The 24,218-nt window shown below is 35.4% G+C and carries 25 protein-coding genes; 10 read left to right on the forward strand and 15 right to left on the reverse strand.

Annotated elements, in window-relative coordinates:
- Positions 1–42 precede the first annotated feature (42 nt).
- Entirely contained in the window at positions 43–1,170 is a 1,128-nt protein-coding gene (locus ORL93_RS10745; RefSeq protein ID WP_097793686.1) for a cation:proton antiporter, read from the reverse strand.
- 242 nt (positions 1,171–1,412) lie between these two features.
- Between ORL93_RS10745 and bcaP the strand changes: the two genes are divergently transcribed.
- Positions 1,413–2,816 carry a branched-chain amino acid transporter BcaP gene (gene bcaP, locus ORL93_RS10750; protein WP_098160825.1) on the forward strand — a complete coding sequence of 468 codons (1,404 nt, stop codon included), beginning with the start codon at positions 1,413–1,415 and terminating at the stop codon, positions 2,814–2,816.
- 29 nt (positions 2,817–2,845) lie between these two features.
- Here the strand turns inward: bcaP and ORL93_RS10755 are convergent, their stop codons facing one another.
- The 8 genes from ORL93_RS10755 to ORL93_RS10790 form a co-directional block, all read right to left on the reverse strand.
- Positions 2,846–2,974, reverse strand: a complete 129-nt coding sequence (locus tag ORL93_RS10755) for an RpiR family transcriptional regulator (protein ID WP_097793684.1) — start codon at positions 2,972–2,974, stop codon at positions 2,846–2,848.
- 98 nt (positions 2,975–3,072) lie between these two features.
- Positions 3,073–3,276 carry a hypothetical protein gene (locus tag ORL93_RS10760; protein WP_033671378.1) on the reverse strand — a complete coding sequence of 68 codons (204 nt, stop codon included), beginning with the start codon at positions 3,274–3,276 and terminating at the stop codon, positions 3,073–3,075.
- Between the two features lie 79 nt (positions 3,277–3,355).
- A complete protein-coding gene (locus ORL93_RS10765) occupies positions 3,356–5,818 on the reverse strand; it encodes a LamG-like jellyroll fold domain-containing protein (RefSeq protein ID WP_483298357.1) in 2,463 nt (820 codons plus the stop codon).
- Positions 5,819–6,458: 640 nt separating this feature from the next.
- The gene (locus ORL93_RS10770; protein WP_265959043.1) at positions 6,459–7,064 is read right to left on the reverse strand and encodes a DedA family protein; all 606 of its coding nucleotides are present in this window, start codon (positions 7,062–7,064) and stop codon (positions 6,459–6,461) included.
- 10 nt (positions 7,065–7,074) lie between these two features.
- Positions 7,075–7,356: a YkvA family protein gene (locus ORL93_RS10775; protein WP_040119162.1), complete on the reverse strand. Its 282-nt coding sequence runs from the start codon at positions 7,354–7,356 to the stop codon at positions 7,075–7,077.
- A 245-nt stretch (positions 7,357–7,601) separates the two neighbouring features.
- A complete protein-coding gene (locus ORL93_RS10780; protein ID WP_018766873.1) occupies positions 7,602–8,159 on the reverse strand; it encodes a spore coat protein in 558 nt (185 codons plus the stop codon).
- A gap of 247 nt (positions 8,160–8,406) precedes the next feature.
- Complete coding sequence (locus ORL93_RS10785; protein ID WP_018782346.1) at positions 8,407–9,186, reverse strand: DUF2935 domain-containing protein; 780 nt, start codon at positions 9,184–9,186, stop codon at positions 8,407–8,409.
- 20 nt (positions 9,187–9,206) lie between these two features.
- Positions 9,207–9,578: a VOC family protein gene (locus ORL93_RS10790; protein ID WP_003195422.1), complete on the reverse strand. Its 372-nt coding sequence runs from the start codon at positions 9,576–9,578 to the stop codon at positions 9,207–9,209.
- A 111-nt stretch (positions 9,579–9,689) separates the two neighbouring features.
- On the opposite strand from ORL93_RS10790, the gene ORL93_RS10795 reads away from it, so the two are divergent.
- From ORL93_RS10795 to brnQ2, 4 genes are all read left to right on the forward strand, one after another.
- Positions 9,690–9,905 carry a spore coat associated protein CotJA gene (locus ORL93_RS10795; RefSeq protein WP_016113226.1) on the forward strand — a complete coding sequence of 72 codons (216 nt, stop codon included), beginning with the start codon at positions 9,690–9,692 and terminating at the stop codon, positions 9,903–9,905.
- A gap of 8 nt (positions 9,906–9,913) precedes the next feature.
- Positions 9,914–10,177 (forward strand): spore coat protein CotJB, encoded by a 264-nt coding sequence (locus ORL93_RS10800; protein WP_003195420.1) that lies wholly within the window; start codon positions 9,914–9,916, stop codon positions 10,175–10,177.
- A 12-nt stretch (positions 10,178–10,189) separates the two neighbouring features.
- Positions 10,190–10,759 carry a spore coat protein CotJC gene (gene cotJC / locus ORL93_RS10805; RefSeq protein ID WP_003195416.1) on the forward strand — a complete coding sequence of 190 codons (570 nt, stop codon included), beginning with the start codon at positions 10,190–10,192 and terminating at the stop codon, positions 10,757–10,759.
- A 238-nt stretch (positions 10,760–10,997) separates the two neighbouring features.
- Positions 10,998–12,317, forward strand: coding sequence for a branched-chain amino acid transport system II carrier protein BrnQ2 (gene brnQ2, locus ORL93_RS10810; protein WP_097793681.1), 1,320 nt, complete (start codon positions 10,998–11,000; stop codon positions 12,315–12,317).
- Between the two features lie 111 nt (positions 12,318–12,428).
- Here brnQ2 and ORL93_RS10815 read toward each other — a convergent pair whose 3' ends face one another.
- From ORL93_RS10815 to ORL93_RS10825, 3 genes are all read right to left on the reverse strand, one after another.
- Complete coding sequence (locus tag ORL93_RS10815; protein WP_006093630.1) at positions 12,429–13,433, reverse strand: ABC transporter permease; 1,005 nt, start codon at positions 13,431–13,433, stop codon at positions 12,429–12,431.
- 3 nt (positions 13,434–13,436) lie between these two features.
- On the reverse strand, positions 13,437–14,297 hold the full coding sequence (locus ORL93_RS10820) for an ABC transporter permease subunit (RefSeq protein ID WP_040119158.1): 861 nt from the start codon (positions 14,295–14,297) through the stop codon (positions 13,437–13,439).
- Positions 14,298–14,403: 106 nt separating this feature from the next.
- Positions 14,404–15,138 (reverse strand): YwaF family protein, encoded by a 735-nt coding sequence (locus ORL93_RS10825; RefSeq protein ID WP_265959044.1) that lies wholly within the window; start codon positions 15,136–15,138, stop codon positions 14,404–14,406.
- A 234-nt stretch (positions 15,139–15,372) separates the two neighbouring features.
- On the opposite strand from ORL93_RS10825, the gene ORL93_RS10830 reads away from it, so the two are divergent.
- Genes ORL93_RS10830 through ORL93_RS10840 form a run of 3 tightly spaced genes read left to right on the forward strand, consistent with a single transcriptional unit; the run spans position 15,373 to position 18,328 of the window.
- Entirely contained in the window at positions 15,373–16,473 is a 1,101-nt protein-coding gene (locus ORL93_RS10830) for an efflux RND transporter periplasmic adaptor subunit (RefSeq protein WP_265959045.1), read from the forward strand.
- The gene (locus tag ORL93_RS10835) at positions 16,470–17,144 is read left to right on the forward strand and encodes an ABC transporter ATP-binding protein (RefSeq protein WP_098017810.1); all 675 of its coding nucleotides are present in this window, start codon (positions 16,470–16,472) and stop codon (positions 17,142–17,144) included. Before ORL93_RS10830 ends, ORL93_RS10835 begins: the two co-directional genes overlap by 4 nt.
- A 26-nt stretch (positions 17,145–17,170) precedes the next feature.
- Positions 17,171–18,328: an ABC transporter permease gene (locus tag ORL93_RS10840; protein ID WP_445012671.1), complete on the forward strand. Its 1,158-nt coding sequence runs from the start codon at positions 17,171–17,173 to the stop codon at positions 18,326–18,328.
- Positions 18,329–18,362: 34 nt separating this feature from the next.
- Here ORL93_RS10840 and ORL93_RS10845 read toward each other — a convergent pair whose 3' ends face one another.
- Positions 18,363–18,899, reverse strand: coding sequence for a YcxB family protein (locus ORL93_RS10845; protein ID WP_265959047.1), 537 nt, complete (start codon positions 18,897–18,899; stop codon positions 18,363–18,365).
- Positions 18,900–19,019: 120 nt separating this feature from the next.
- Positions 19,020–20,108, reverse strand: a complete 1,089-nt coding sequence (locus ORL93_RS10850; RefSeq protein ID WP_265959048.1) for a DUF871 domain-containing protein — start codon at positions 20,106–20,108, stop codon at positions 19,020–19,022.
- A gap of 321 nt (positions 20,109–20,429) precedes the next feature.
- On the opposite strand from ORL93_RS10850, the gene ORL93_RS10855 reads away from it, so the two are divergent.
- Positions 20,430–21,632 (forward strand): MFS transporter, encoded by a 1,203-nt coding sequence (locus tag ORL93_RS10855; RefSeq protein ID WP_006093623.1) that lies wholly within the window; start codon positions 20,430–20,432, stop codon positions 21,630–21,632.
- Positions 21,633–21,653: 21 nt separating this feature from the next.
- On the opposite strand, the gene ORL93_RS10860 is transcribed toward ORL93_RS10855, so the two are convergent.
- The gene (locus tag ORL93_RS10860; protein WP_006093622.1) at positions 21,654–21,917 is read right to left on the reverse strand and encodes a hypothetical protein; all 264 of its coding nucleotides are present in this window, start codon (positions 21,915–21,917) and stop codon (positions 21,654–21,656) included.
- A 331-nt stretch (positions 21,918–22,248) separates the two neighbouring features.
- Between ORL93_RS10860 and ORL93_RS10865 the strand changes: the two genes are divergently transcribed.
- Positions 22,249–23,904, forward strand: coding sequence for a Na/Pi cotransporter family protein (locus tag ORL93_RS10865; RefSeq protein ID WP_265959049.1), 1,656 nt, complete (start codon positions 22,249–22,251; stop codon positions 23,902–23,904).
- Positions 23,905–24,218: the final 314 nt, after the last annotated feature.

The following is a 24,218-nucleotide window of genomic DNA, read 5'->3' on the forward strand; positions in this document are numbered from 1 at the left end:
TCATAAAAAAGGAACTTATCGACATTCGATAAGCCCCTTTCTTTACACAAAATACTTCTTCAATAACGGTGGTGTAATAATCGTCGTAAGGATAACAACAATTACAATTGCAGTGAAATTTTCTTTCGCCAATAGATTCGCTGTTAATCCATTAGCTGCGATAATCAACGCTACTTCTCCACGCGATACCATCCCAGCCCCAATGCTAATCGAAGACTTTAAGTTAAAACCTGTTAACCTCGCTCCTAAGCCTGACCCCACTAGCTTTGTGATAATGGCAACAATCGTCATGATGACAATAAACCAAATTTGGTTTCCGATACCTTGAAATGTAATCTCCATCCCGATGCTAACAAAAAAGATTGGTACAAAAATCGCATAGGCAATCGGTTCTATTTTATGTTCTACTTCGTGTTTATATGTTGTTTGTGAAATGGCAATCCCTGCAGCAAATGCACCAATGATACCAGCAATCCCCATTTGCTCACTATAGTAAGCAAATGAAAAACAAATAATAAGTGCTGCACTAATTAACGCCTCTGACACACGGAGCGGCACCAACATTTTCATAATCCACGGAACCACTTTCCATCCAATGAAAACAATACTTACGAAAAAAATGATTTTCTTAGCGATAACAAGTGTAATACTCACATCTTGTGTGCCTAAAAAACTCATAACAAAGGCTAATAAAATAACAACGATAACGTCATCAAATACAGCAGCCCCTAAAATTGTTGTACTTTCCCTTGTATTCATTTTCCCTAAGTCTCGCAATGTTTGAACAGAAATACTCACTGATGTTGCACAGAGCAGTAATCCTAGGAAAATGGCATGTGATTGTAACATCCCAAATGCGAGTCCCGCCAAATATCCACCGAGGAAAGGAAAAATGATACCTCCCATCGCTACTGCGAATGAAGATTTCAAATTGCGATTTAATTCCTCTAAATCAGTTTCTAATCCTGCCATAAACATGAGTAACAGAACACCAATTTCACTAAGTTCATCAATAAGTTCAGAACTATTAATAATTCCAAAAACAGCGGGACCAATAATAATTCCAACAATTAATTTTCCTAGTACCGATGGTTGACCAAGTCTAACACTAATATCACCAGCTAATTTCGTACAAAGTAAAATAACGACAATTTCAAAATAAAACAGCATAATATCTTCTCCTACTTTATAAAATACATCTATTTTTGGTGTTAGTTTTTCCTTACATCTAAGATTTTATTTGTTACATTTTTATTTGACAAAATATTCTGAATTATAATAAAATGACTACAGCAATTCTAGATTTTTTATCAAAGCACACAACTGTACCTCTATTCGCTTATGGACTATTTTGCAGTGGGCTCGTATTATATTCGCAGTTGTGAAAATCGAAGAATGAGGGGAGAGTCCAAGTGAAATCATTATTACGAAAAAAACCACTTACTACTGAATCACCACGGCAATTAGAAAGAACGTTAACTGCGTTAGATTTAACCTTTTTAGGAATTGGAGCTGTAATTGGGACAGGTATTTTCGTCTTAACAGGTATTGTTGCGGCCAAACATTCTGGTCCTGGTATTATGCTATCTTTTCTTATTGCTGCATTTACCTGTGCATGTGTGGCCTTCTGCTATGCAGAATTTGCTTCTTCTATCCCTATTTCAGGAAGCGTTTACACATATGCGTATATGACAGTTGGAGAAGTCGTTGCCTTCATTGTTGGCTGGTGTTTAATGCTAGAATATTTACTGGCAGTTGCGGCGGTTGCTGTCGGATGGTCAGGATATTTACAATCGTTACTTTCCGGATTTAATATTCATCTACCCGCCATTATCGCCTCGGCCCCTGGAATGGGAAAAGGCGGAATAATCGATTTACCAGCTGTATGTATTTTACTTTTTATTACACTGCTTCTTAGCTTCGGTGTACGCGAAAGTGCTCGCATTAATAATATTATGGTATTAGTTAAATTAGCAGTGATTATTGCCTTTATCGTAGCAGGTGCAAAATACGTCAAACCGGAAAATTGGACACCGTTTTTACCATTTGGATATGATGGGATTATTACAGGTGCAGCAACAGTATTTTTTGCTTTTCTAGGATTTGATGCCATTGCAACAGCTGCTGAAGAAACGAAAAAACCACAGCGAGATTTACCAATTGGAATTATCGGTTCCCTTCTCATTTGTACGGTACTCTATATGATTGTATCCTTTGTTTTAACAGGGATGGTTCCTTATACACAACTAGATGTTTCAGATCCAGTTGCTTTTGCGCTTCATTTCGTTGGTGAAGACACCATTGCTGGATTATTAGCTGTCGGTGCAATGACAGGAATGACAACCGTTATTTTAGTCGTTATGTATGGGCAAGTTCGCGTTTCCTATGCAATGAGCCGTGATGGGCTACTTCCAAAAGCATTAGCTCGCGTGAATCAAAGAGTTAAAATACCTCTATTAAATACGTGGATTACTGGCATTGCAGCAGCTTTATTAGCAGGATTACTAGATTTACATCTACTTGCAAATTTAGTGAACATCGGTACACTAACAGCCTTTACATTCGTTTGCTTTGCTGTACTTATTTTACGCAAAACACACCCAGATTTAAAAAGAGGTTTCCGTGCACCATTCGTACCTATATTACCAATTGTTGCAATTTGTTGTTGTCTCTATTTAATGATTAACCTTTCTGCAACAACTTGGAAAGGATTTGCTGTTTGGCTTGTCATTGGACTATGTGTATATTTCTTCTACTCTAGACGTAATAGCCATTTACTGACCAAAGAAAATAATGATGAACAAAAAAAAGCATGAAAAACAGCTCGCTATATTAGCGAGCTGCTTTACGTTCGAGTTTGTTTTTTTGTTAACGTTTGTAGAATGAACAATATGTCGATGCAAGCTGTAAACCAGGCACAATTTCCTATTGGTAACGAATCATTTACAATACCAATTGGTACACAGGCCTCCATTTTTTCATATTCATTCTCCTTTATCCCACATGAACTGCCCACAAAAGCCCGATTAGTGGGGGATGAAGAAATCCCCCACTGATTAAAGTTTTACTTTATTATTTTGTTTCCTTCTTTTTCTTTTTCCATGCAGTTACACTATCAAAGAAAAAGTTAATAAACAACGCTCCTAATCCTGCTAATAGAAAAGTCATTAAAAACAGAACCCATTTGCTTTTATCTTTCAAAAAATAATATCCAACAAGGAGCACAACTGCAATCCATACATATTCAAGAATTCTTTTTAGCTTTTTCTCTTCCAAATCTTTCGCTCCCTTATCCTGTCTTTCTACTTTTAGTATAACAAAAAAGAAGCTTGCCATGACAAGCTTCTTTTTTTGTTTACTTATTTACACTCTTTTCAACAAGCTGCATCGCATATTCTAATGTACGATTCATTGTTTCTACATACTGATCTTTTACTTTTGTATCTTTTACTACAGATTCCGCTACTTTGATTTTTCCTTCTAATGCTTTAACTGGAACTTCTTGATATTGTCCTGGTTCTTGTCCTACTTGAACTTTCGCTAATAAAGCTTTTGCTGCATCAATTGTTTTTTGTAATTTCTCTTTTGGCGTTTCTGGTTTTTGGTCAACTACTTTTGATTGTACAAATGTTTGATGTGCTGTTTTTAAACTGTGATATGCCCCAACTGCTTGCTCACCTGTCGTCGCCATATTTTCAAATACTACTTTTGCTCCATTATAACTTGTTTGTAATTCTGTAAAGGCAGCTTGTGAATATTGGCCTGGCTTTTCACCGAATTCATAAGAACCGGCTAATGTTTCTTTTGCTTTACCAATCTCTTCATATAAAGCATTTAATTCTTCTAGTTTTGTGCGATTTGTAAACTCATTGTATGCCGCTACTATTTCAGATGAAGTAAGTGCTTTACTATATAATTTTGCAAGCGCCACTTGTCCATGTAATGGAACTCCACCGTTACCATCGCTTGTTGGATCTGCACCAATCGCGAATGGTACATTCGGATGATATACTTTACCTGTCACTGGCTGACTATTTACTTTTTTTCCATCTACATAGATTGCTAATTCATTTCCATTATACGTTCCTGTTAAATGATATGTTTTATTTGCCTCTAATTGTGTACCTATACGTTTATAGCTACCACCAATATGAGCCCATAATTCTACATATCCAGTTCCAGTAGATTCGAATCCAATTCCGCCGCTCTCTGTATTTTCCATAATAGCTTGACCGCGAATTTCATTCATAGAAAATACCGTTTCTAATGTAAATGTATTCACCACTTTCTCTTTTTGCGCTGCTGAAAACGGGATATAGCCAAATGTGTTTGCTTTTCCATTTAATTTCATTACATGCTTTTTCAATGCTTTATCATATTCAATTGATACATTTCCTTTTACATCGCCTTTACTTCCAAATGATGAGTTATCTTTAAATGTACCATCTAAAAAGTTAACATCAAATACATCCGCCTTTGGCACTTTCACATTCGGATCAATAATTTCTTTTTTCGTTGTTACTTCTGCTTGTAATGGCTGTTCACTTTCATTTTCGAATGAATCGATCGCAACTGCTTCTAGCGTGTATGTTTTTCCACTATCTAGCCCACCTAATGTAAACGTAAGTTCTTTTGGCACTGGATCACGATAAAACTCTGAGAATGCTAATAACTTATTTTTAATTTCTCCTGTTTCTTTATCTCTTGCTTGTAAACGATAAGAATGAACAAGTAGATTATCCACTGCTTGCGGGAAAGCCGCTGTTACTGAACTCTCAGTTACATTTGAAACTTTTAACTTTGCATTTTGCTCGAAAGATGGTTTTTCTTTATCGCGGTTTTCTACATGTTTAAACGATTCTTTTTTAGCTGGTAGTTGAACCTTCCATGGTTCACCTGTCCAAGAATTCGTATGGAAATCACGACGATTAATTGTTACTTCTTTATCGTCTACCTCTACTAATAAACCTTGGCTTAAATCGCTTGCACCTGGCGGAATATTACCTTGAACTTTCCCGCCCTCTACTTCCATATAACTTACTGAAGATGTTCCAACAGATGTAAAGTCTTTTTGATGAATGGATCTTGGATCATCTAATGGATAGTGCGAATGACCAGAGAATGTAATCGCTTGCGGATAATCCTTTAATACTTCATTAATTTTTGCACTGTCCTTCGTTCCCCATTCATGACTACCATACACAGTTTCTTTAATATGCTGGTGCAAGAACACGAAAATTGGTTTTTCTGGATCATCAGCTTTTGCTTTCGCAATTTCTTCTTTCAACCAATTAATTTGTTTATCAGAATAATATCCATGTGTTGTTCCATCTTCTGGTGACATAACAAGGAAGTGATATCCCTTCACGACTTTATGATAATAAATAGATTCCATTCCTGTCTTTTCTAAGAAACGTTTTTGTGCATCCTCTGCCGATAAACCATTCCAATAATCATGGTTTCCAAGTGAATTCATTCTCACTGCATCTTTATTGGCATATTGATTATATACTTGCATAAAACGATCATATTGCTGATTAGACCCTGAATCTGTAAAATCACCAACGACAACAAATGCGTCTTGTTTTGGCGCAAGTGTATTAAACTGTTCAATCGCTCTTTTCCAACGGAACGTATCATCTGTTCCGCTATTTTTAATATGTACGTCACTTACAACCGGAAAGACAAGTTTTTTCTCCTGCGGTTTTTCCTCTTGTTTCTTCTCTTCCGTTTGTGCGGAAGTGTTCCATGGAAACGATACAAACGCTAAAATGAAAACTGCTAATAATCCAATAAGACCTTTTACCTTCTGAAACATGTTCCTACTCACGTAAATCCTCCTCATATGTTTGATTCAGTACAAGGATTATTGTATCTAACACATATTAACCTCGTTTAAACGAATAATGAAAAATATTACATCTTTGTAAATATACAGTCAGTTTCCTGTAAAGTGCCACAACAGCTATATAAATACAAATAAAAAACGACATAAAACCTTTATTTTTAGGTGGGGGAGAGCATCCGGCCGTGCATAGAAGCGGTCAGATCCTCTTCCTGCCCCATGCCAAGTTAAAACAAAAAGAAAAAAACGAGTGCAGGTCACCTTTTGTTCTTCATAGCCGCAACTTATATGTTGGCAAATCGAAATGGAACAACTATATATCACTCATATATAGTTGTTCCATTTAAATCTCTATTAGACTAAATAGTAGATATGATGTCGATTAGCCCTACTGGAATATATAAAAGGATTTAAATTTACAATCTAGAAACAGTATTATGTGATAACCAAAAGATGTTTGGAGGATAAAAGTAGATTTTAATCATATAAATCACAATATAAAAAGATAATCTATGTTACAAAAGGTGCTTTCTGTATATGAAAGCACCTTTTAAGTCCAATACTTTTTCTATCGTCTAAAATACTTTTAATCAAACAAAAGTCTCATCATCTTTCACATAGACTCCGCTTTATTTTTCTTTTTCACAAACTTGAAAATGAACATTCCTATCACAATGAAACAAACAACCCCTAGTATCGGTAATGTATATTGTTCAACAATCGTACCTGCTTTTTTCCAATGAGGTCCTAATTTCAATCCTACATATACATATAGCGTTGTGAGTGGCAACATCGCTATAAACGTGTATATGCTAAATTGCCAAATGTTCATTTTGGCGATTCCACATGGAACTGAAATAAGTGTACGAACCCCTGGAATAAATCGGCCAAGAAACGCCACAGCTGGTCCATATTTTTCAAAGAAATGATCTGCTTTTTGAATCTGTTCTTCCTTTATAAAAAAGTATTTTCCATATTTCAGTAATAACGGTCGACCACCATAATAACCGAGCGCATATAGTGTTAGCGGCCCCGTCGTTCCTCCGATCGTTCCAGCTAATACTGCGAACCAAAAATTCATATCTCCTTCGTATACCCAATATCCAACAAGCGGCAACACAATTTCTGCTGGAATAAACTCAAATGTTAATGCTAGAATTACACCGAAATAAGAAAACTGCTTTAAATACTCAATTACATCTAAAATAAACTGCTCCATTTATGAACTCCTATCCTTTATTTAAATTATATTTTTCTTGTAAGTGCTTCGGTGCCATTTTCACAATTCGCTGTAAAATAAATAAGACAACAGCAATATCATCTAATCCCCCAAAGAATAGCAAAAAATCAGGGATAATATCAAATGGAAATACGACATACCCGATTAAAAATACAATCGATAATACTTTCTTTTTCATAGCGATTTCTTTTGATGTAAAAAAGTCATATAAAAATGGACCAAATTGACGAAAATGAAGCATAAATCGAAATCGGTTTATAAACTTTTTCATTTTTCACCTCTCCTTTTTCTGCATACAAAAAGGACCTTTACCAAATATAGTAAAGGTCCTAAAAAAAACAATAAGGGGCCTTTACCATTGCTGGTAAAGGTCTCACTAACAACAAATCGTTGCCAATAAAGCCGAGGGTTTCTCCCTGTAATGACGACTTTATTGTGACAAGTTACTCCCCTTTATATACGCAATCTTATAAAATCACCTTAAAATATTTGATAGAACTTGTCAATCTTTTTTGGTTATCCTTCATTAATAGGCTGATACATACTCGCTATGGCTTGCATTTCAGAACTTGGTGCTGGTGATAGCTGATAATACCCTTTCTTCACCATATACTGCCAAATGTCATAAGCATGGTGACTACTATTTAAAAAGGTATTTTCTAAAAGCGTTCTTAACTCTGGATTCGCACACTCTAATAAAGAACCTGCACAATTAAACGCAGAAGACTTTTGATTCAATAAATATCCAGTCGCAATTGCTCGATCATTAGGTGGTTGTGCAATGACGCTTGGTGTAACGGGGGAATACTTTTGTGAAGGTGCCTCTGTATAAGAAGCTAATACTGGTTTTAATTTAGACGGCTGAAACTTTGATATATTTGGAGTTGTCTCACCTTGTATAAATTCCACCTTCAAATTATAATCTTGCACATGAAGAGGAAGATGATTCTGTAACATTTGTTTTAACTCATCATCCTGTGCTTGCTGTATATATGTAGACATCGTATTAATTGTGTTATAGTCTCCCGCTATCAGTTCACTTAAGTCACGTAATTCATGCGTTGCTAATTGCATTTCTATTCCCCCTTTCTATAATTCCTTTCTAGCATCTCCTAAAAAAACAAAAATACCATATAAAAATCCACATCATTGCGAATTTTTATCCCGCATTAACGGGCAGTAAGACCCCTCCTCAAAATTCAGCGAAAGCAAAGAAATTAGGTGGGGAATCAACTGCCCGTAAAAGCCCGATTGGTTCAACTAATAATTGATGTGAGGCAAAGCCCCACACCAATTAAAGTTTCACTTTATATGGTATAAATTAAAGCGGATTACACTTTGGCATCTCTAACCCAGAGGCTTGTGCTAGTTTCAGTAAATAATAACATTCTTCCCTTGCCATATGGTCTGCCATTCTTCCAGATATTAAGCTTAATACTTGATTAGATAACTCTAATTCTTCTAATTCGTGAAGAAAACGGGAGAATAGTGTTAATTCTAATGAAACATCTTTTGTAAATTTTTTTAGAGCTGGAAAAGAATGCAGCTCCGCCCGTAAGTAACCTGTCATTTCCACAGCTTTTAAATAAAACTGTTCAAAATGCTTTTCATATTCTTCACTCTTCTCTTTCAGTCGTTTCTCGACCAGATCTAATCCACCTGAAATGGCACCTGCATGACCCGCTGCATCCGTTAGCCAAGCAAGATGATAATGCAATTCATGAAAAACAGGTGGCACTTCTCCTTTTATTAAATATTCTAATACCGTTATGTACTCTTCCACTTCGTTCACCATATGGTTAATAAAAGTTGGTGTAAAATGAATGACAATTTTTCCTTCCAGTTGCTTTTGTATAATATTTAACTTAAATTTTCTAATTTCCTCTGCTACTTTATGTGCATCTTTCGCAAATGCAATCAAATTTACCGTATGAATATTACTGAGGAATCTATCAAATGTTTGGACAAAATACATCGCTTTTTGAATATCTTCACTTTCATTTTGAGCTAAAGCATCTAAAAGAAACTGCGCATGATCGCCAAGAACCTTCAACCAGAATTTATGTTCAAACAACGCGATTTCTTCATACGTACTATTCATCCGGTTAACTCCCCCCTTATCTACTCTTTCGGCGCAATTAGAATTCTATACTGGTCAGGATCATGCACAATAATACCTCTTTTCTCCGTTTTACAGCTCTCTAATTCTTGAAATGACACACAATAGAACTCTAATTTTTTTCGTACTTTTTCCATATCACAAAATGGCAAACTAAAATTTATATAAGAAGGCACTTCCTCACCGAAATCCCCGCCTTTTTCCCTATTTAAAACGAAGCAAATTCTCGTTGCACCAATATCATACCAAACGCCAGGCACATGTAATTGTGGCCGGTGTCTACTCGGCTGAAATCCCAAGATACCTTCATAAAAATATAATGTTTCCTTTAAATTTCTTACTTCTAATACAATACAATTTGTAATAGTCTCCACGTACATTTCCTCCTTGACCCTACTAGTTTTTCTATATGAGTCATAAATAACAATTATGTCTGAATACAATACATAGTGATGAATGTTTCACTTATAAAGGAGGTTTGCATTATGGACAAATTTATGAAATCTTACACACCTTACCATAGTCCAAAAGATCCTTGTCCGCCGATTGGAAAGAGATTTTATTCAACCCCTCCTCATTTATATATGGGATTCCAACCAACTAATTTACCACAATTCCCTCCAAGAGACGCCTTACAAAAAGGCACTTTATGGCCTGCTCTTTATGATTATTATGAAAGCCCCCATAAGAAAGGAAGGTGACAAGAATCGTGACTCAAACACTGCCAGATGAATATTATGAATGGATAAAAGAGTTGCAAGAACTCGATTTTGTATTAGTTGAACTTACGCTTTATCTAGATACTCATCCAGATGATGTTACAGCGATAAATCAATTTAATGATTTTTCCTATAAAAGAAGATTGCAAAAGCAAAAAATTGAAGAAAAGTATGGCCCACTCCAACAGTTTGGTAATAGCTACTCTAATGCTCCGTGGGAATGGAGTAAAGGTCCTTGGCCATGGCAAATATAAAGGAGAGAAAATATGTGGATATATGAAAAAAAATTGCAATACCCTGTAAAAGTAAGTACTTGTAATCCAGCACTTGCAAAATTATTAGTTGAGCAGTACGGTGGTGCAGATGGCGAATTAGCAGCTGCTCTCCGTTATTTAAACCAGCGCTACACGATTCCTGATCAAGTAATAGGTTTATTAACAGATATCGGTACGGAAGAATTTGCTCATCTTGAAATGATTGCAACAATGATTTATAAATTAACAAAAGACGCGACCCCTGAGCAGATGAAAGCAGCTGGACTAGATGCTCAGTACGCTAATCATGATAGTGCACTATTTTATCACAATGCAGGCGGCGTTCCGTTTACAGCCACATACATACAAGCAAAAGGTGATCCAATTGCAGACTTATATGAAGACATTGCTGCAGAAGAAAAAGCAAGAGCAACTTATCAGTGGCTCATTGATTTATCAGATGATCCTGATATAAATGATAGCCTCCGCTTTTTACGTGAGCGCGAAATCGTTCATTCCCAGCGTTTCCGCGAAGCTGTTGAAATTTTAAAAGAAGAACGCGATCGAAAAATTTATTTTTAATTTTTTCAGCTACACATATCCTATTGATATGTGTATTTTTTATTGTCCATCTATCTTTCCCTAACTTCCATACCGATGTTTTTCCAAAAAGGCATAATTATTCAATTTAACGCATTATTTTTAAAATTTTTTAAAGTTTCCTGTTGCTTTCTAGTCATCAGACGATTAAAATTATAACAGTTACTCGACAAGTTATTTGAATTTTCGACAAAAAGATATTTAGGAGGATTTTCTATACATGCGTACAACTTTAAAGCCATCGCAAATTCTCTCCATTAGCTTATTGCTATTTGCAGTTTTTTTCGGCGCTGGTAATATGATTTTCCCACCACTTCTTGGGCTTTCTTCAGGAGAAAACATGTGGGTTTCTATTTCAGGATTTATTATTACAGATGTAGGTTTATCATTATTAGCAATCGTCGCCGTTGCTCTTGCAGGTGGTAGTTTTAAAAGTTTAGCGAGCCGTGTTCATCCAAAGTTTGCAGCAGTATTAGCTATTATTATCTACCTTTCAATCGGCCCACTATTTGTTATTCCACGAACTGGATCTGTTTCTTATGAAATTGGAATCGCACCACTTTTTAATGATCAATGGTACTCCATGTTACTATTTAGCTTTATTTTCTTTACGGTTGTTTACTTCTTATCATTAAACCCATCTAAATTAGTTGATCATATTGGAAAAATATTAACACCAATTTTACTTGGAGTTATTGCAGTTATGGCAACGAAGGCAATCCTTTCACCAACAGGTTCATTTGCAAATCCTGTCGGCGATTATAAAGATATTCCATTTTTCAAAGGTTTTTTAGAAGGATTTTTAACATTAGATGCGATTGGTGCTCTCGTTTTGTCAACAATTGTCGTAAATGCGATTCGTCAAAACGGTGTAACGGAAAAAGCTTCTATCGCAAAATACACAATTATTTGCGGAAGTATCGCTGCTTTCTTTTTAACGATTGTTTATTTCTTGCTTGGCTATATCGGAGCATCGAACGGAAACCTTGGTCAATTTGAAAATGGCGGTCAGCTATTAGCAACTGTTATGTACCAATTATTTGGGACAAGCGGTAATGTTTTGCTAAGCATCGCAATTATATTTGCTTGCTTAACGACAGCTATTGGTGTAGTTAGTGCATTTGCCAACTATTTTACAAATATATTAACTAATGTCTCGTATAAAAAACTTGTATTATATGTTTGTATTTTCAGCTGTATCATTTCAAATCTAGGACTAAGCTTATTAATCAAAATTACATTACCTGTGTTAATTATTCTTTATCCAATTACAATTATTTTAATTTTTGTATCATTTATTGATAAATATACGAAGCGTAAACCATCTGTATACATCGGTGCAATGATTGCTGCGTTCATTATTAGCTGTATTCACGCACTTGATAATATGGGAATGATGCCAGCTGCTATTACATCTATTGCAAGCACAATTCCTTTTTACAAATTAGGGATTGGTTGGATTGTCCCAGCAATTATTGGAGGTATTGTAGGATACTTTATCCCGCAGACACAAACGGAAGGTGAAGTTTCTACTAAATAAAAAGAAGCAAGCATTACAAAAAATGCTTGCTTCTTTTTCATCTTCTATCACTTAATACAATGTTTGTATAAGAACGAACGGTTAACATGTAATAACAGTTTCCTAGGCTCTTTACATCGTATGTTTAAATGTAAATAACTCTTCTTTAGGAAGTGAAATAGACTTTACTTCTTCTACTTCCTCGTCTTTGTTCATTTCTCCTAACCTTACTTTTGCTATCGCATCCTCTATACTTCGTGCAATCATATTCCCTGAAAAAATAGTAAGCCCAAAGAAAGTAATTGGTACGAGCGGGATCCATGGATGCACTGATAGAGAGCGAAAGTATACACCTATTAAACCAGACCATTCATGTGTGTAAGAATCTAACTCTTTGACCATTCCTCCAAACTGGACCGTCCCTCCAAAAAACACTTCAAGTAATCCTAAATGAAGAAAAAGAATCAACGTTTGAATAAACTGCTGCATCAATACAAGTACAAACGTCATATATAAGTGCGGAAACACATGTTTCACAACAATATGCCGCTTACTTCCTCCTAGTATACGAGCAGCGTCTATAAACTCTTCCTTTTGTAATTTCCGCACTTCATTCGCAATATAGAGAGAAATTGTAGGAAGTGCAAGCACAATAAACAATATGACTTGAAATGATGCCCTCTCAAAGAAACTAGTCGTCTCTGCTCCATTCACAAAACTAGTTGCAAACTGAAGAAAGAAATATGCAATCATAACAGTTGGAATAACTGTAAAGCTATCAAAAAACGCTTCAATTTTTGAAAACCCTCTTTTTACATAGGTTCCTAATATAACACCAAAAAAGATACCTAAAACCACCCGCATCATCGCAATAAAAGCGGATATACCAATAGTCCACTTCGCCCCTTCAATGACTAAATGTAAAAGATCATAACCTTTTCGATCTGTTCCTAATAAAAATTTTGATGAAGGCGAAAATGGTGGAGCTTCTACATTTCCTTGCGCGTCATATTGCAGCGAAACTTGGCGAATATGCCCTCCATTCCACAATGTATTCCCAATGCTAAGTCCAACTAACACGACAAGAAATAAAATACTAAACCAAAACTTTTTATCGCGCTTTATATATTTCCACATCTCTTACGCCCTCTCTTTCATCGCATCTGGAACGAAATAATGAAATGACTTAAATAGAACAAAGATCGGGATATAAATAAGTAAGATGCTCATTGTAAAAACTTCAATCGGTTGATAATTTTTAATGAATACAAAAATACCATGTGTGTTAAAAAGCCATTCTATAATATACAAATTTGATAGCATAAACCAAATATTTGTTTTCGCAAAAAACAATGTACTAAGCAACACATTCCGCAATACATGACGATTTAAAATATAGAAACGATCAAACCCTTTCGCCCGTGCAAATAAAACATAATCCTTTTCTAATTCTGTTTCAAAGCGAAGTAATAACAACTTCACAAACATAATTGTAGTAGGAACACTCAAGCAAATAATTGGTAACCCCCGAATTGATTCTCCACTTAACGCAGCAATTTTGACAGGTAAAAACCCTGTCTTTTGAAAAAACCATACAACAAGAATTTGCGATCCGATAATAAGAAGAATGTCTGGGATGGACTCAAGAAAAAGCAGAAATGTTTTAATGCGCCGCTGTATATGCGAACGACTTCTCATCATCATATATACAATGCAGAAAGCTATACATAATGAAATAAAAAATGAAGCTAAAAAAAGAATCATCGTTTCTTTATAATGAATAAATAGTTGTGGAAATAACGGTCGATTCATCCCATACGTTAAGTTTGGAACATCTACCAGTTTCATAACTGACATCTTTAAAGCCTGTACATACTGTGAAAAATTAATATGTAAGCCTTCGAATAGTTTTGGAAGAGCACCTAAACAAATAATACCAATAACAGAAAGAATAAATTGCACTGTAATCTCTATTCCATTTGAAATCACCTTTCTTGTCATTTTCCCCCTTCTCTCTATACAAATTTCCATTCTATTGATACTCCGCTTTATTTTATAAATAATTTTCAGAATTGTAAATATTTTCTACAAAAAAAGAATCACTAGATTATGATCCTAGTGATTCTTTTTGCACGCGTTTTTCATTTCTAACAAATGGCATATACAAGATTAGGCATCCAATAAACGCAGCGATTTCTAATGAAATAATATAGTATGGATGCGGACCTAACATATCAAGTAATGAAGCTGTTTCTGGTTTATACGCCAAAAACATATAATTACCACCGGTTTTATAATTCACAAACGAAACAATTGGAATCAATATGTTTAAAAAAATCATCGTACGCTTGATTGATTGAAAAGTCGGCCTATACCCTTCTACCCATGTCATAAAGAGCGGTGCCAAAATGAGTAATACATGTGCGATGAAATATTCTATGAAGCGAAAATGCGGAAAAGCATATTGTAAGTTTGGAGTTAAAATGGCTTGTGATGCCCCAATAATCCCTGTAAAAAAGACAACTTCATATACTTTATAACTTTTTGTAATAACCATTATTGTTGCTAATACTAAACTAATGGTACATAACTCAAATGGTAATGATGTACTCAACTGAAAAATTCCAGCCTTCACTTGCCACACATCAAGTCCAATTTCACTTCCAATAAATAAAAAGGCAATCGCATATCGAACCATCATATTCCATTGTTCTTGACGAAGTAGATCCTGAAAATGATAAAGAAAATAAGCTCCTATACCGATAAGAAGTAGTATAATGACATGTTGTTTTGAATACGGAACAAATGGCTCTACCGGAAATGCTCCAAAGTACGTTTTCATATTCCTCACTCCTTTCCTTCATAAATATTATTGTAAGAAAGAAAAGGCTCGTCAACCAATCTGCTCTCCCCCTAAATGAAAAGGCTCCAGATATACAAATTCTCAACCTTATTTCTCTCCATACGCTAACCTTACAAAACTGTAATGTTATTGTAAGCTAAAACGATTTGTCATATTTTCTCTCTCTTCTATACTGAAAACAGATACAAAAACGAGCGAAAAGGTGATAAATAAATGAAAAAGAAAAATAAAGTAATCATTACTGGTTTAGTAACAATTGGAATTGCAGCAGGTTCATATTTTGCTTTTGCTGGCGGTGGCGATGTAGCGAAAGCTTACAGCAGCTATAAAGTATCAGAAAAGCAAATTGAAAATGCACAAAAATTTGGTGGCGAAGTCATTCCAAATGGTATTGAAACAATTGCATTTGATCCATCAAAAGGGACATATGAGCTATCTGTTAAAAAAGGCGATGAAGTAAAAAAAGGACAGCTACTTTTTAAATATAATGATCCTTCCATGAAGTTAGGTGTAACAGAAGCCGAAATGCAAAAAAAACTTGCTAATAAAGAAGTAGAATTATTAAACAAACAACTAAATGCAGCAAAACAAAAATTACAAAAAGATAAAAATGCCGGTTCACCTGGGGAGATGCTAAAAGCAACAGAAACTGAAATCACACAACTTGAATCACAACTTGAAATGAAAAAATTTGAAGTTGAAAAAGCTGATCAAATGATTCAAACAAACAAAGAAAAACTCACTACACTTTCTGTAACAAGCCCAGCTGATGGCGTAATTGAAGAAATTGCAAAAAATGCGAATGAAAAAACAGGTATGAGCGGTATTACCCTTCGCACTGCCGGTCCTCTCAAAGTAAAAGGTCAGCTATCAGAATATGAATTAGCCCAAGTAAAAGTTGGGCAAGAAGTAACTGTTACATCCAAAACGGTACCAGGAAAAAAATGGACTGGAAAAGTCACTGAAATCGGTACAACACCGGTAAAGAGCATGGATGAAAACAAGACAGTATCTAACTATCAATTTATTGTTACATTAGATAATAATGAAGAATTACAAACGGGCTTCCACGTATACGTAACAAGCAAGTCTGGTGAAGCAACTGGTACAGTTGTTCCAAAAAGCAGCATTGTGAAAAAAGGCGATAAAAATGTTGTATTTATCGTGAAAGATGGTAAGACAAAGGAACAAGCTGTTACTGTTGAATTTGAAACAGATAGCGAAGCAAAAGTGTCTGGCGTAAAAAAAGGTGACCAAATCATCTCTAAACCAGAAAAAGACTTAAAAGATGGTATGGAGGTTAACGCCCAATGATTGACTTAAGAGGCATCACGAAAGCCTTTCAAAACGGTGAAGAAACAGTTCAAATCTTACATGGTATTGATGTAACACTTAATCAAGGCGAATTCACTTCTATCATGGGGCCGTCTGGTTCTGGTAAATCAACATTAATGAATATTATCGGCTGCTTAGATAGGCCGACAAGTGGAACTTATTCGTTAGCTGGACAGAACATTTCAAACATGTCTGAAACGGAGTTAGCTCATATTCGTAATAAAGAAATCGGATTTGTATTCCAAAACTTCATGCTTCTCCCACGTCTCAATGCACTACAAAACGTAGAATTACCTCTTATCTACGCTGGAGTAGATAAAAAAGAACGACGTGAACGTGCATTAGCTGCACTAACAAAAGTAGGTCTAGCAGATCGTGCCACGCATTTGCCAAATGAATTATCTGGTGGACAAAAACAGCGTGTTGCCGTTGCTCGTGCAATTGTAAATAATCCAAAGTTCATTTTAGCTGATGAACCAACTGGTGCGCTTGATACAAAGACAAGTAAACAAATTATGGACCTCTTTTACGAATTAAACAAACAAGGCTCAACAATCATTATGATTACCCATGATCGTGAAATTGGGGAAGCGGCAGCACGCCAAATTGTAATTCGTGACGGAAATATCGTCCAAGATTGGAGAGGTTAATTTTGAACACAAACGAAAATATACGCATGGCCCTTTCCTCTATCTTCGCTCATAAAATGCGTTCTATTTTAACGATGTTGGGGATTATTATCGGGGTTAGTGCGATTATTACAATCATCTCAATCGGAGATGGAACAAACGCAAAGTTCCGTGAACAAATTGGTAAAGAAAAGAAAGATCAATTTTCAGTAAACTATACAACAGAAGATTATTCTGATATGGATGGAAAAATATCTGCAAGCATGTATGACAATGTCTCAAAAATTTCTGGTGTTCAAGATGTATATCCTGATGTTAGAGGAAAAGAGAAAGTATATGCCGGAAAAAAAGAATTAGATATTGATATAACTGGTGTAAAAGGCGATTACTTTGAAGATACATCTCGCTTCAAACTTGAGCACGGCAGGTTGTTCACTGCCACTGATTTAGATAAACCTGAACATACAATCGTATTACACAAAGATGCATTTGATAAATTGTTCCCTTCTTGGGAGGAAGGTTTATATGTTGATATAAAAGGTACTCCTTATAAAGTAGTGGGTGTATATTCTATCAAAGCAATGATGGGTGGCATGGAGTTTAAAGAAGGTGCTATCTCTGCTGAAAACTGGCCTATTCTATTTGGGAAAAATAATTATGACGGCTTAACAGTAAAAATTGCTCCAGGTCAAGATAAGCAAGCTGTGCAAGATGCAGTTGTAAAATCATTAAATGATGCGAAAAAACCAGAGCATACTGGGAAATTCAAAGTACCAAATCCACAAGACGCTTTAAAAGAGATTGATAGCTTCACAGGCATATTAAAAAGTGTATTCGGTGGTATTGCAGCAATTTCACTTTTAGTTGGTGGTATTGGTGTTATGAATATCATGCTTGTATCAGTAACAGAACGTACGCGTGAAATTGGTATCCGTAAAGCACTTGGTGCAACGCGCGGGAAAGTATTGATGCAGTTTCTCATTGAATCTTGTATCTTAACAGCATTGGGCGGATTCATTGGATTTGTGCTCGGTATTTTCTTCGCTTGGATCGTTGCAATGTTTGCGGGATGGCCGCTTGTTGTTTCAATAAAACTAGGTCTGATTTCTGTCGCACTTTCTATGCTAATCGGTATCCTATTCGGTTTACTACCCGCTAATAAAGCTGCGAAGCTTGATCCGATTGAATGTTTACGATATGAATAATAGAAAAAGGTTGCCCATATAAGGCAACCTTTTTTTATATTCTTGAAGATTCCATACCGGCTTGCAAGCTTCTCATAAACTCATTCTTACTATTCTTGTGGGCAAAAGCATGTTTAGGAACAATATTTGCACTCATCGAGCTTACATAAATAAAAATATATGCCTCAGTTTCTTCTATCTTCTCGATTCCTTTCCAATTTAGCTTTGTCTCTCCACCATTATTTGTTTCAATAATCCCCTCATCCGTTATTTGTACATTGTGCTTACCTATTAAATTGTCATAGCTTCCTTCCCGAAGCATTTTCTTAATATTTCTCTCAATAAGTTTATAGAAACACTTAGGATAAAACACGATCCATATAACCCCTGCTAGTAAAAAAATAAAAGGTAAATCCATCGATTTATAATCTGGTGGTCCTAATAAAAAAACACTAAGTGGAACAGCAAACAGAATAATAGCTACAATATAATGCTGAAGAACTAAAGAGCGCTTTACCATTTTAGAATGCCTTGCATAATGTAGATTAAATGCAATAAAATCTTGTTCTGTTAACGTATATGCTACCTGCATTTTTCGCCCTCCATCTCTAACCAAAACTCCCCTATATTGTATCATTTATCCATTTTAATTCCTCTATTTTTTCACATCAAAAAAGCCATCATATTCATGATGGCTTCTTACATAAACATATTATTTTTTTAACACAAACCCAAACTTATCCCAAGCTTGTAAATAATCTAATAAGAAAATTTCTTCTTCCACAACACGGCCAACTACGTTTGTTTTTCCTGTGTTAACCATAGCTTTTAAAGCAATCTGTAATTCCCCTTTATACTGGCCATACTGTTCATTATCAATGAGAATATCGCCACGTTTAATCGGTCTTGTATTATGAGGTTTAAACTCTTCTTTTTTATATTTCACACGGCTTTGTGTTGAACGAATCATATATTCAGACACATCCCCGCGATAAAAATGCGGTTCTTCTACTACAATCTTTCTTTCTAATTCTGTTGTTGTTTCATAAATCTCTACATCAAACGTTTGCTTTTCTTTATTTACTTCTCCAAGCGCTTTTAATTCTTCTTTTGATGCATATGCATTCGCAATAATCACGTCATCGATTAATTCTGTCGCAAATAAATGTTTCGCCTGCGTTGTCATTGGCAATTCACGATGTTGTTCGATTGTACATAACCCTTCAGTTACCGGCCATGGACCATATGTCGCATCAAATGATGTAATAAAGGCAGCAGTTCTCATGCCATAATCTTTAAATTGTTTTGAGCATTTCATAAAATGATCATAAGAAAGACCAGAATAACGATGCGGGTAAAAATTATGACAACCAATTAAATTTTCACAGTTCGGACGATGACTCATAATATTATCAACATATTTCGTACCGTTACTCATATTAATCTCAATTTTTAATCCATATGGGTTATATGTCATAATGGATTCTTCTAATCCTGAAAAACCAACATCTAGACGAATACCATATGCACCTAATTCGTGGAAGAATGAGAGATCGTTGTAAGAAATACCGAGCTGTTCAAAAACGGCTGGACTAATATCAACAAGTACTTGGAAACCTAATTCATTCGCATGCGAAATCGTTTCCTTAAATTCTTTAACAATGTTCTCTTTTTCTCCATCCACTGATAATAAACATGTGAATACACGTGTAAAACCATATTGATGTGCTAATGTTAAATATTCCTTATCTTTCTCTACTGTAGAATGTTCTGGATAAATAGAAATACCTAATCGTCTCATGCATATACGCCTCTTTCTTCATCATCATTTTGTAACCCCTTTCAAACATATATAGTAAAGTAGTAGAAATCCCCTTCTACTTTACTATCCGTTTGAATCCGCTTTCTTTTCAGAAAAAACATCTCTATCAATCTTAACAACTAGCAGACTATACATCTATACTTTACCTTTTTTAAGAGCATTTGTGTAGCATTTACACAAATTTGCAAATTTTTTCGCCCCAAAAAATTGTTACATCATTTCAGTTCACCTTTCTTGACTGGTACATTGACCACTACATATACTCGAAAGAACAGAGAAAAATATTTAGGGGATGAATATATGGGAGAAGCAGCACTCGTAAAACGAGAACCATTATGGACAAAAGAATTTATTGCGCTCATTTTAGCAAACTTATGTATGTTTTTAGGCTTTCAAATGTTAATTCCAACATTACCTGTTTACGTGAAAGAAATTGGTGGCACGAGTTCAAACATCGGATTTGTTGTTGGAATGTTTACTGTGGCAGCTTTAATTATTCGGCCGCTCACTGGAAATGCACTACAAAAATTTAGTAAAAAGCTAATTTTAATGACTGGTACTGCAATTTGCCTACTAGCGATGGGCAGCTACCTATTTGCCTCTACTATCTTCCTCCTTCTTGCTGTTCGCATTTTACACGGAGCTGGTTTTGGTATTACAACCACAACATATGGAACTGTAGTCTCCTATTTAATTCCTGCAGCCCGCCGTGGTGAAGGTATGGGATATTTCGGTCTCTCTGGAACGATCGCTATGGCACTTGGTCCTCTTATCGGACTCTGGCTTATGCAAACTTATAACTTTACGATTCTTTTTTTATGTGCACTATCTTGCACAGTCGTTTCATTAATATTAACAAAGCTACTCAAAATTCAAACTACTGAGAAACCAATTCAACAAACACACGAAACGTTTTTAGATGGATTTATCGAAAGAAAAGCTTTACTTCCTTCATTATTAATATTGTGTATTACATTAATGTACGGAGGAATTGGAAGCTTTATCACGTTATTTGCTACGCAAGTCGGTATCGCTGATATTAGCCTTTTCTTCTTATTTAACGCCCTTGCCATCGCTGTAACACGTCCCTTCTCAGGAAGACTATACGATGTAAAAGGCCATGCATTTGTTATTATTCCCGGTGTTATCTTAACATTTACAGGAATTATTCTGTTATCGTATACAACAACAATACCAAGTTTAATCATTGCAGCAAGCTGTTACGGAAGTGGATTCGGCGCTATTCAGCCGGCCTTACAAGCATGGATGATTGACCGTGTAGCTCCGCATCGCCGCGGCGTTGCTACCGCAACATTCTTCTCGGCATTTGACCTCGGCATTGGAGCAGGTGCAATTATTTTCGGATTCATCGCACACTTTACAGACTATGCAACTGTATATCGTTATTCTTCTGTATTACTTATCGCGTTTCTCTTTATTTACATTACAAATGTACGAAAACAAAAACAGATGGATAAAAAGAATGAAAAAGCTGCTGGATAACCCAGCAGCTTTTTCTAACCCTCATCTATCTCGATGATACTTTAAATTTGTTGTTACATTGTCTCCAAAATAAGTCTCAGATTCATACTCTCCAGAAGCAACTATTTTAGTTGTTAACAACACTTTATTTCCAGCTAATTGAATGTTTGCCTTTTGCAATACATTACTTCTTATATTTGTAAATGTAAAAGTCCCAACACCATTATTATCAAACGTAACAATAGCTCCGCATAAAATGAATATTATTATTAACACAGTAGATGCATATTTCATTATTTTCTCCACGCCTATACTTAATTCTGAATTTGATTATATCCTCTTTATTTGGATATATATTATCCTCTCATATTATATAGTTCTAAGACACTATTTACTTCGCATATTTTTTTACGTTAAACAAAAAGTATACAAAGGACTTCCAAATCAAATGTTATTTCTTTACAATACAACCCTATATAACGCATTAAAACCAATTAAATCCAGGGGTTTCTTTAAATAAATGTAAACTTTTTATCCCTTTGTAAATTTAATGTAAAGTTTACATTGATATCATTTACACCACCTCAAATTTTAGTTAATAATTACACCGTACATGAAATTTTAAGGAGTGAAATGCGTGGAATTTAATGTTCAAGACATGATCTTCCAGTTTATTGGTGGATTAGGTATTTTCTTATTTGGGATTAAGTACATGGGGGACGGTCTGCAACAAGCAGCTGGTGATCGCCTACGTGACATTCTCGATCGTTTTACAACTAACCCACTTATGGGCGTACTAGCAGGTATGTTAGTTACCGTACTGATTCAATCTAGCTCAGGAACAACCGCTTTAACAGTTGGACTTGTAAGTGCTGGATTTATGACACTAAGACAAGCAATTGGTGTTATTATGGGTGCTAACATTGGTACGACCGTTACAGCATTTATTATCGGAATTAAAATCGGAGAATATGCTCTTCCAATTATGGCAGTTGGAGCAATCTTACTATTCTTCTTTAAAAATAAAAAAGTACAATCTCTGGGACAAGTCGTATTCGGATTTGGTATGTTATTCTTCGGTTTAGAATTAATGAGCACAGGTATGAAGCCACTACGCTCTTTAGAATCATTCCAAGAATTAACTGTTAGTATGAGTAACAGCCCAGTCCTAGGAGTTATCGTAGGTACAATCTTTACATTAATTGTACAAAGCTCAAGTGCAACAATTGGAATCTTACAAGAATTATTCGGCCAAGGTGCAATCGATTTAAAAGCTGCTCTACCTGTACTGTTTGGTGATAATATCGGAACAACAATTACCGCTGTATTAGCAGCGATTGGTACTTCTATTGCAGCAAGGCGCGCAGCATTAGTACACGTTATCTTTAACATAGTTGGTACCATCATCTTTACAATTTTATTAGTACCATTTACAAACTTAATTCAATATTTCCAAACATCGTTAAACTTAAATCCAGAAATGACAATTGCTGTTGCGCATGGAACATTCAACGTAACGAATGCGATTATTCAGTTTCCATTCATTGCAGTGTTAGCGTGGATTGTAACAAAAATTATTCGCGGAGAAGATGCCGCTATTGACTTTAAACCGCAGCATTTAAATCCAATCTTTATTGAACAATCTCCTGCTATCGCCTTAACAGAGGCACAAAAAGAGATTATTCGTATGGCAGAGTTCTCATTACACGGCCTAAAAGAAGCAACTCAATTTTTAAATACAAAAGAAAAGAAACATGCTGATATGGCAACTCAACTAGAGGGTGCTATTAACAACTTAGATAGAAAAATTATGGAGTATTTAGTGCTACTTTCTGAAAAACCACTTTCACCAATGGATTCCGAAAAACATTCTGTCTTAGCGTCTGTTGTTGGAGATATTGAACGCGTTGGCGACCATGTAGAAAACGTTGTAGAACTTGTGGACTCCCAAATTTCTAACCGTGTCACACTATCCGATGAAGCAATGGCGGAACTAAATGAAATGCTTGAACTAACAATTTCAACATTACAAGATGCAATTGGAGCTTTAACAAACTTCGACACTGAACTTGCACAAACGGTCATTACGAAAGAACGTAAAATTGACCAAATGGAACGTGTATTACGTAAGCGCCACGTGCTACGCCTGAATGAACGTAGTTGCTCAGGTGATGCAAGCATCATCTTTATTGATATGGTAAGTAATTTAGAGCGTATCGGTGATCACGCTGTAAATATTGCAGATGGAGTTTTAGGGGAACAAGGGAAAGTTGCATTAAAACAAACACTATAATACAAATTGAAAAAACTGATATAAAATCTTTCTTTTTTGGTGAGAAAGAGCGTCCGTCCTTGCATAGAAGCGGTCAGGGTCTTTTTTAGCCCCATGACGAGTGAAAACAAAGAGAGAAAACGAGTACAGGTCTCCTTTTGTTTTCATAGCAGCGACTTATATGCCAACAAATCAAAATGGATTTAATCGAGTAGAAGACATGGCAATCCCATGTCTTCTATCACTTTATAATTGATTTTTTTCCTTTTCATTTATAAGAATTGCTCGAAATGATGTATGATTTATTATGTCTATCTCCTTTACTCCTAACAAAC

Origin of the sequence: Bacillus sp. DHT2, assembly GCF_026241455.1 — a bacterium.
Lineage (GTDB): Bacteria > Bacillota > Bacilli > Bacillales > Bacillaceae_G > Bacillus_A > Bacillus_A pseudomycoides.

Bases quoted from the DNA above. Each gene is read 5' to 3' on its own strand.
- ORL93_RS10745 (WP_097793686.1), bottom strand. From the start codon at position 1,170: ATGCTGTTTTATTTTGAAATTGTCGTTATTTTACTTTGTACGAAATTA.
- ORL93_RS10755 (WP_097793684.1), bottom strand. From the start codon at position 2,974: ATGGAGGCCTGTGTACCAATTGGTATTGTAAATGATTCGTTACCAATA.
- ORL93_RS10765 (WP_483298357.1), bottom strand. From the start codon at position 5,818: ATGTTTCAGAAGGTAAAAGGTCTTATTGGATTATTAGCAGTTTTCATT.
- ORL93_RS10770 (WP_265959043.1), bottom strand. From the start codon at position 7,064: ATGGAGCAGTTTATTTTAGATGTAATTGAGTATTTAAAGCAGTTTTCT.
- ORL93_RS10775 (WP_040119162.1), bottom strand. From the start codon at position 7,356: ATGAAAAAGTTTATAAACCGATTTCGATTTATGCTTCATTTTCGTCAA.
- ORL93_RS10780 (WP_018766873.1), bottom strand. From the start codon at position 8,159: ATGCAATTAGCAACGCATGAATTACGTGACTTAAGTGAACTGATAGCG.
- ORL93_RS10785 (WP_018782346.1), bottom strand. From the start codon at position 9,186: ATGAATAGTACGTATGAAGAAATCGCGTTGTTTGAACATAAATTCTGG.
- ORL93_RS10795 (WP_016113226.1), top strand. From the start codon at position 9,690: ATGGACAAATTTATGAAATCTTACACACCTTACCATAGTCCAAAAGAT.
- cotJC (WP_003195416.1), top strand. From the start codon at position 10,190: ATGTGGATATATGAAAAAAAATTGCAATACCCTGTAAAAGTAAGTACT.
- brnQ2 (WP_097793681.1), top strand. From the start codon at position 10,998: ATGCGTACAACTTTAAAGCCATCGCAAATTCTCTCCATTAGCTTATTG.
- ORL93_RS10815 (WP_006093630.1), bottom strand. From the start codon at position 13,433: ATGTGGAAATATATAAAGCGCGATAAAAAGTTTTGGTTTAGTATTTTA.
- ORL93_RS10820 (WP_040119158.1), bottom strand. From the start codon at position 14,297: ATGACAAGAAAGGTGATTTCAAATGGAATAGAGATTACAGTGCAATTT.
- ORL93_RS10825 (WP_265959044.1), bottom strand. From the start codon at position 15,138: ATGAAAACGTACTTTGGAGCATTTCCGGTAGAGCCATTTGTTCCGTAT.
- ORL93_RS10830 (WP_265959045.1), top strand. From the start codon at position 15,373: ATGAAAAAGAAAAATAAAGTAATCATTACTGGTTTAGTAACAATTGGA.
- ORL93_RS10835 (WP_098017810.1), top strand. From the start codon at position 16,470: ATGATTGACTTAAGAGGCATCACGAAAGCCTTTCAAAACGGTGAAGAA.
- ORL93_RS10840 (WP_445012671.1), top strand. From the start codon at position 17,171: ATGGCCCTTTCCTCTATCTTCGCTCATAAAATGCGTTCTATTTTAACG.
- ORL93_RS10845 (WP_265959047.1), bottom strand. From the start codon at position 18,899: ATGCAGGTAGCATATACGTTAACAGAACAAGATTTTATTGCATTTAAT.
- ORL93_RS10850 (WP_265959048.1), bottom strand. From the start codon at position 20,108: ATGAGACGATTAGGTATTTCTATTTATCCAGAACATTCTACAGTAGAG.
- ORL93_RS10855 (WP_006093623.1), top strand. From the start codon at position 20,430: ATGGGAGAAGCAGCACTCGTAAAACGAGAACCATTATGGACAAAAGAA.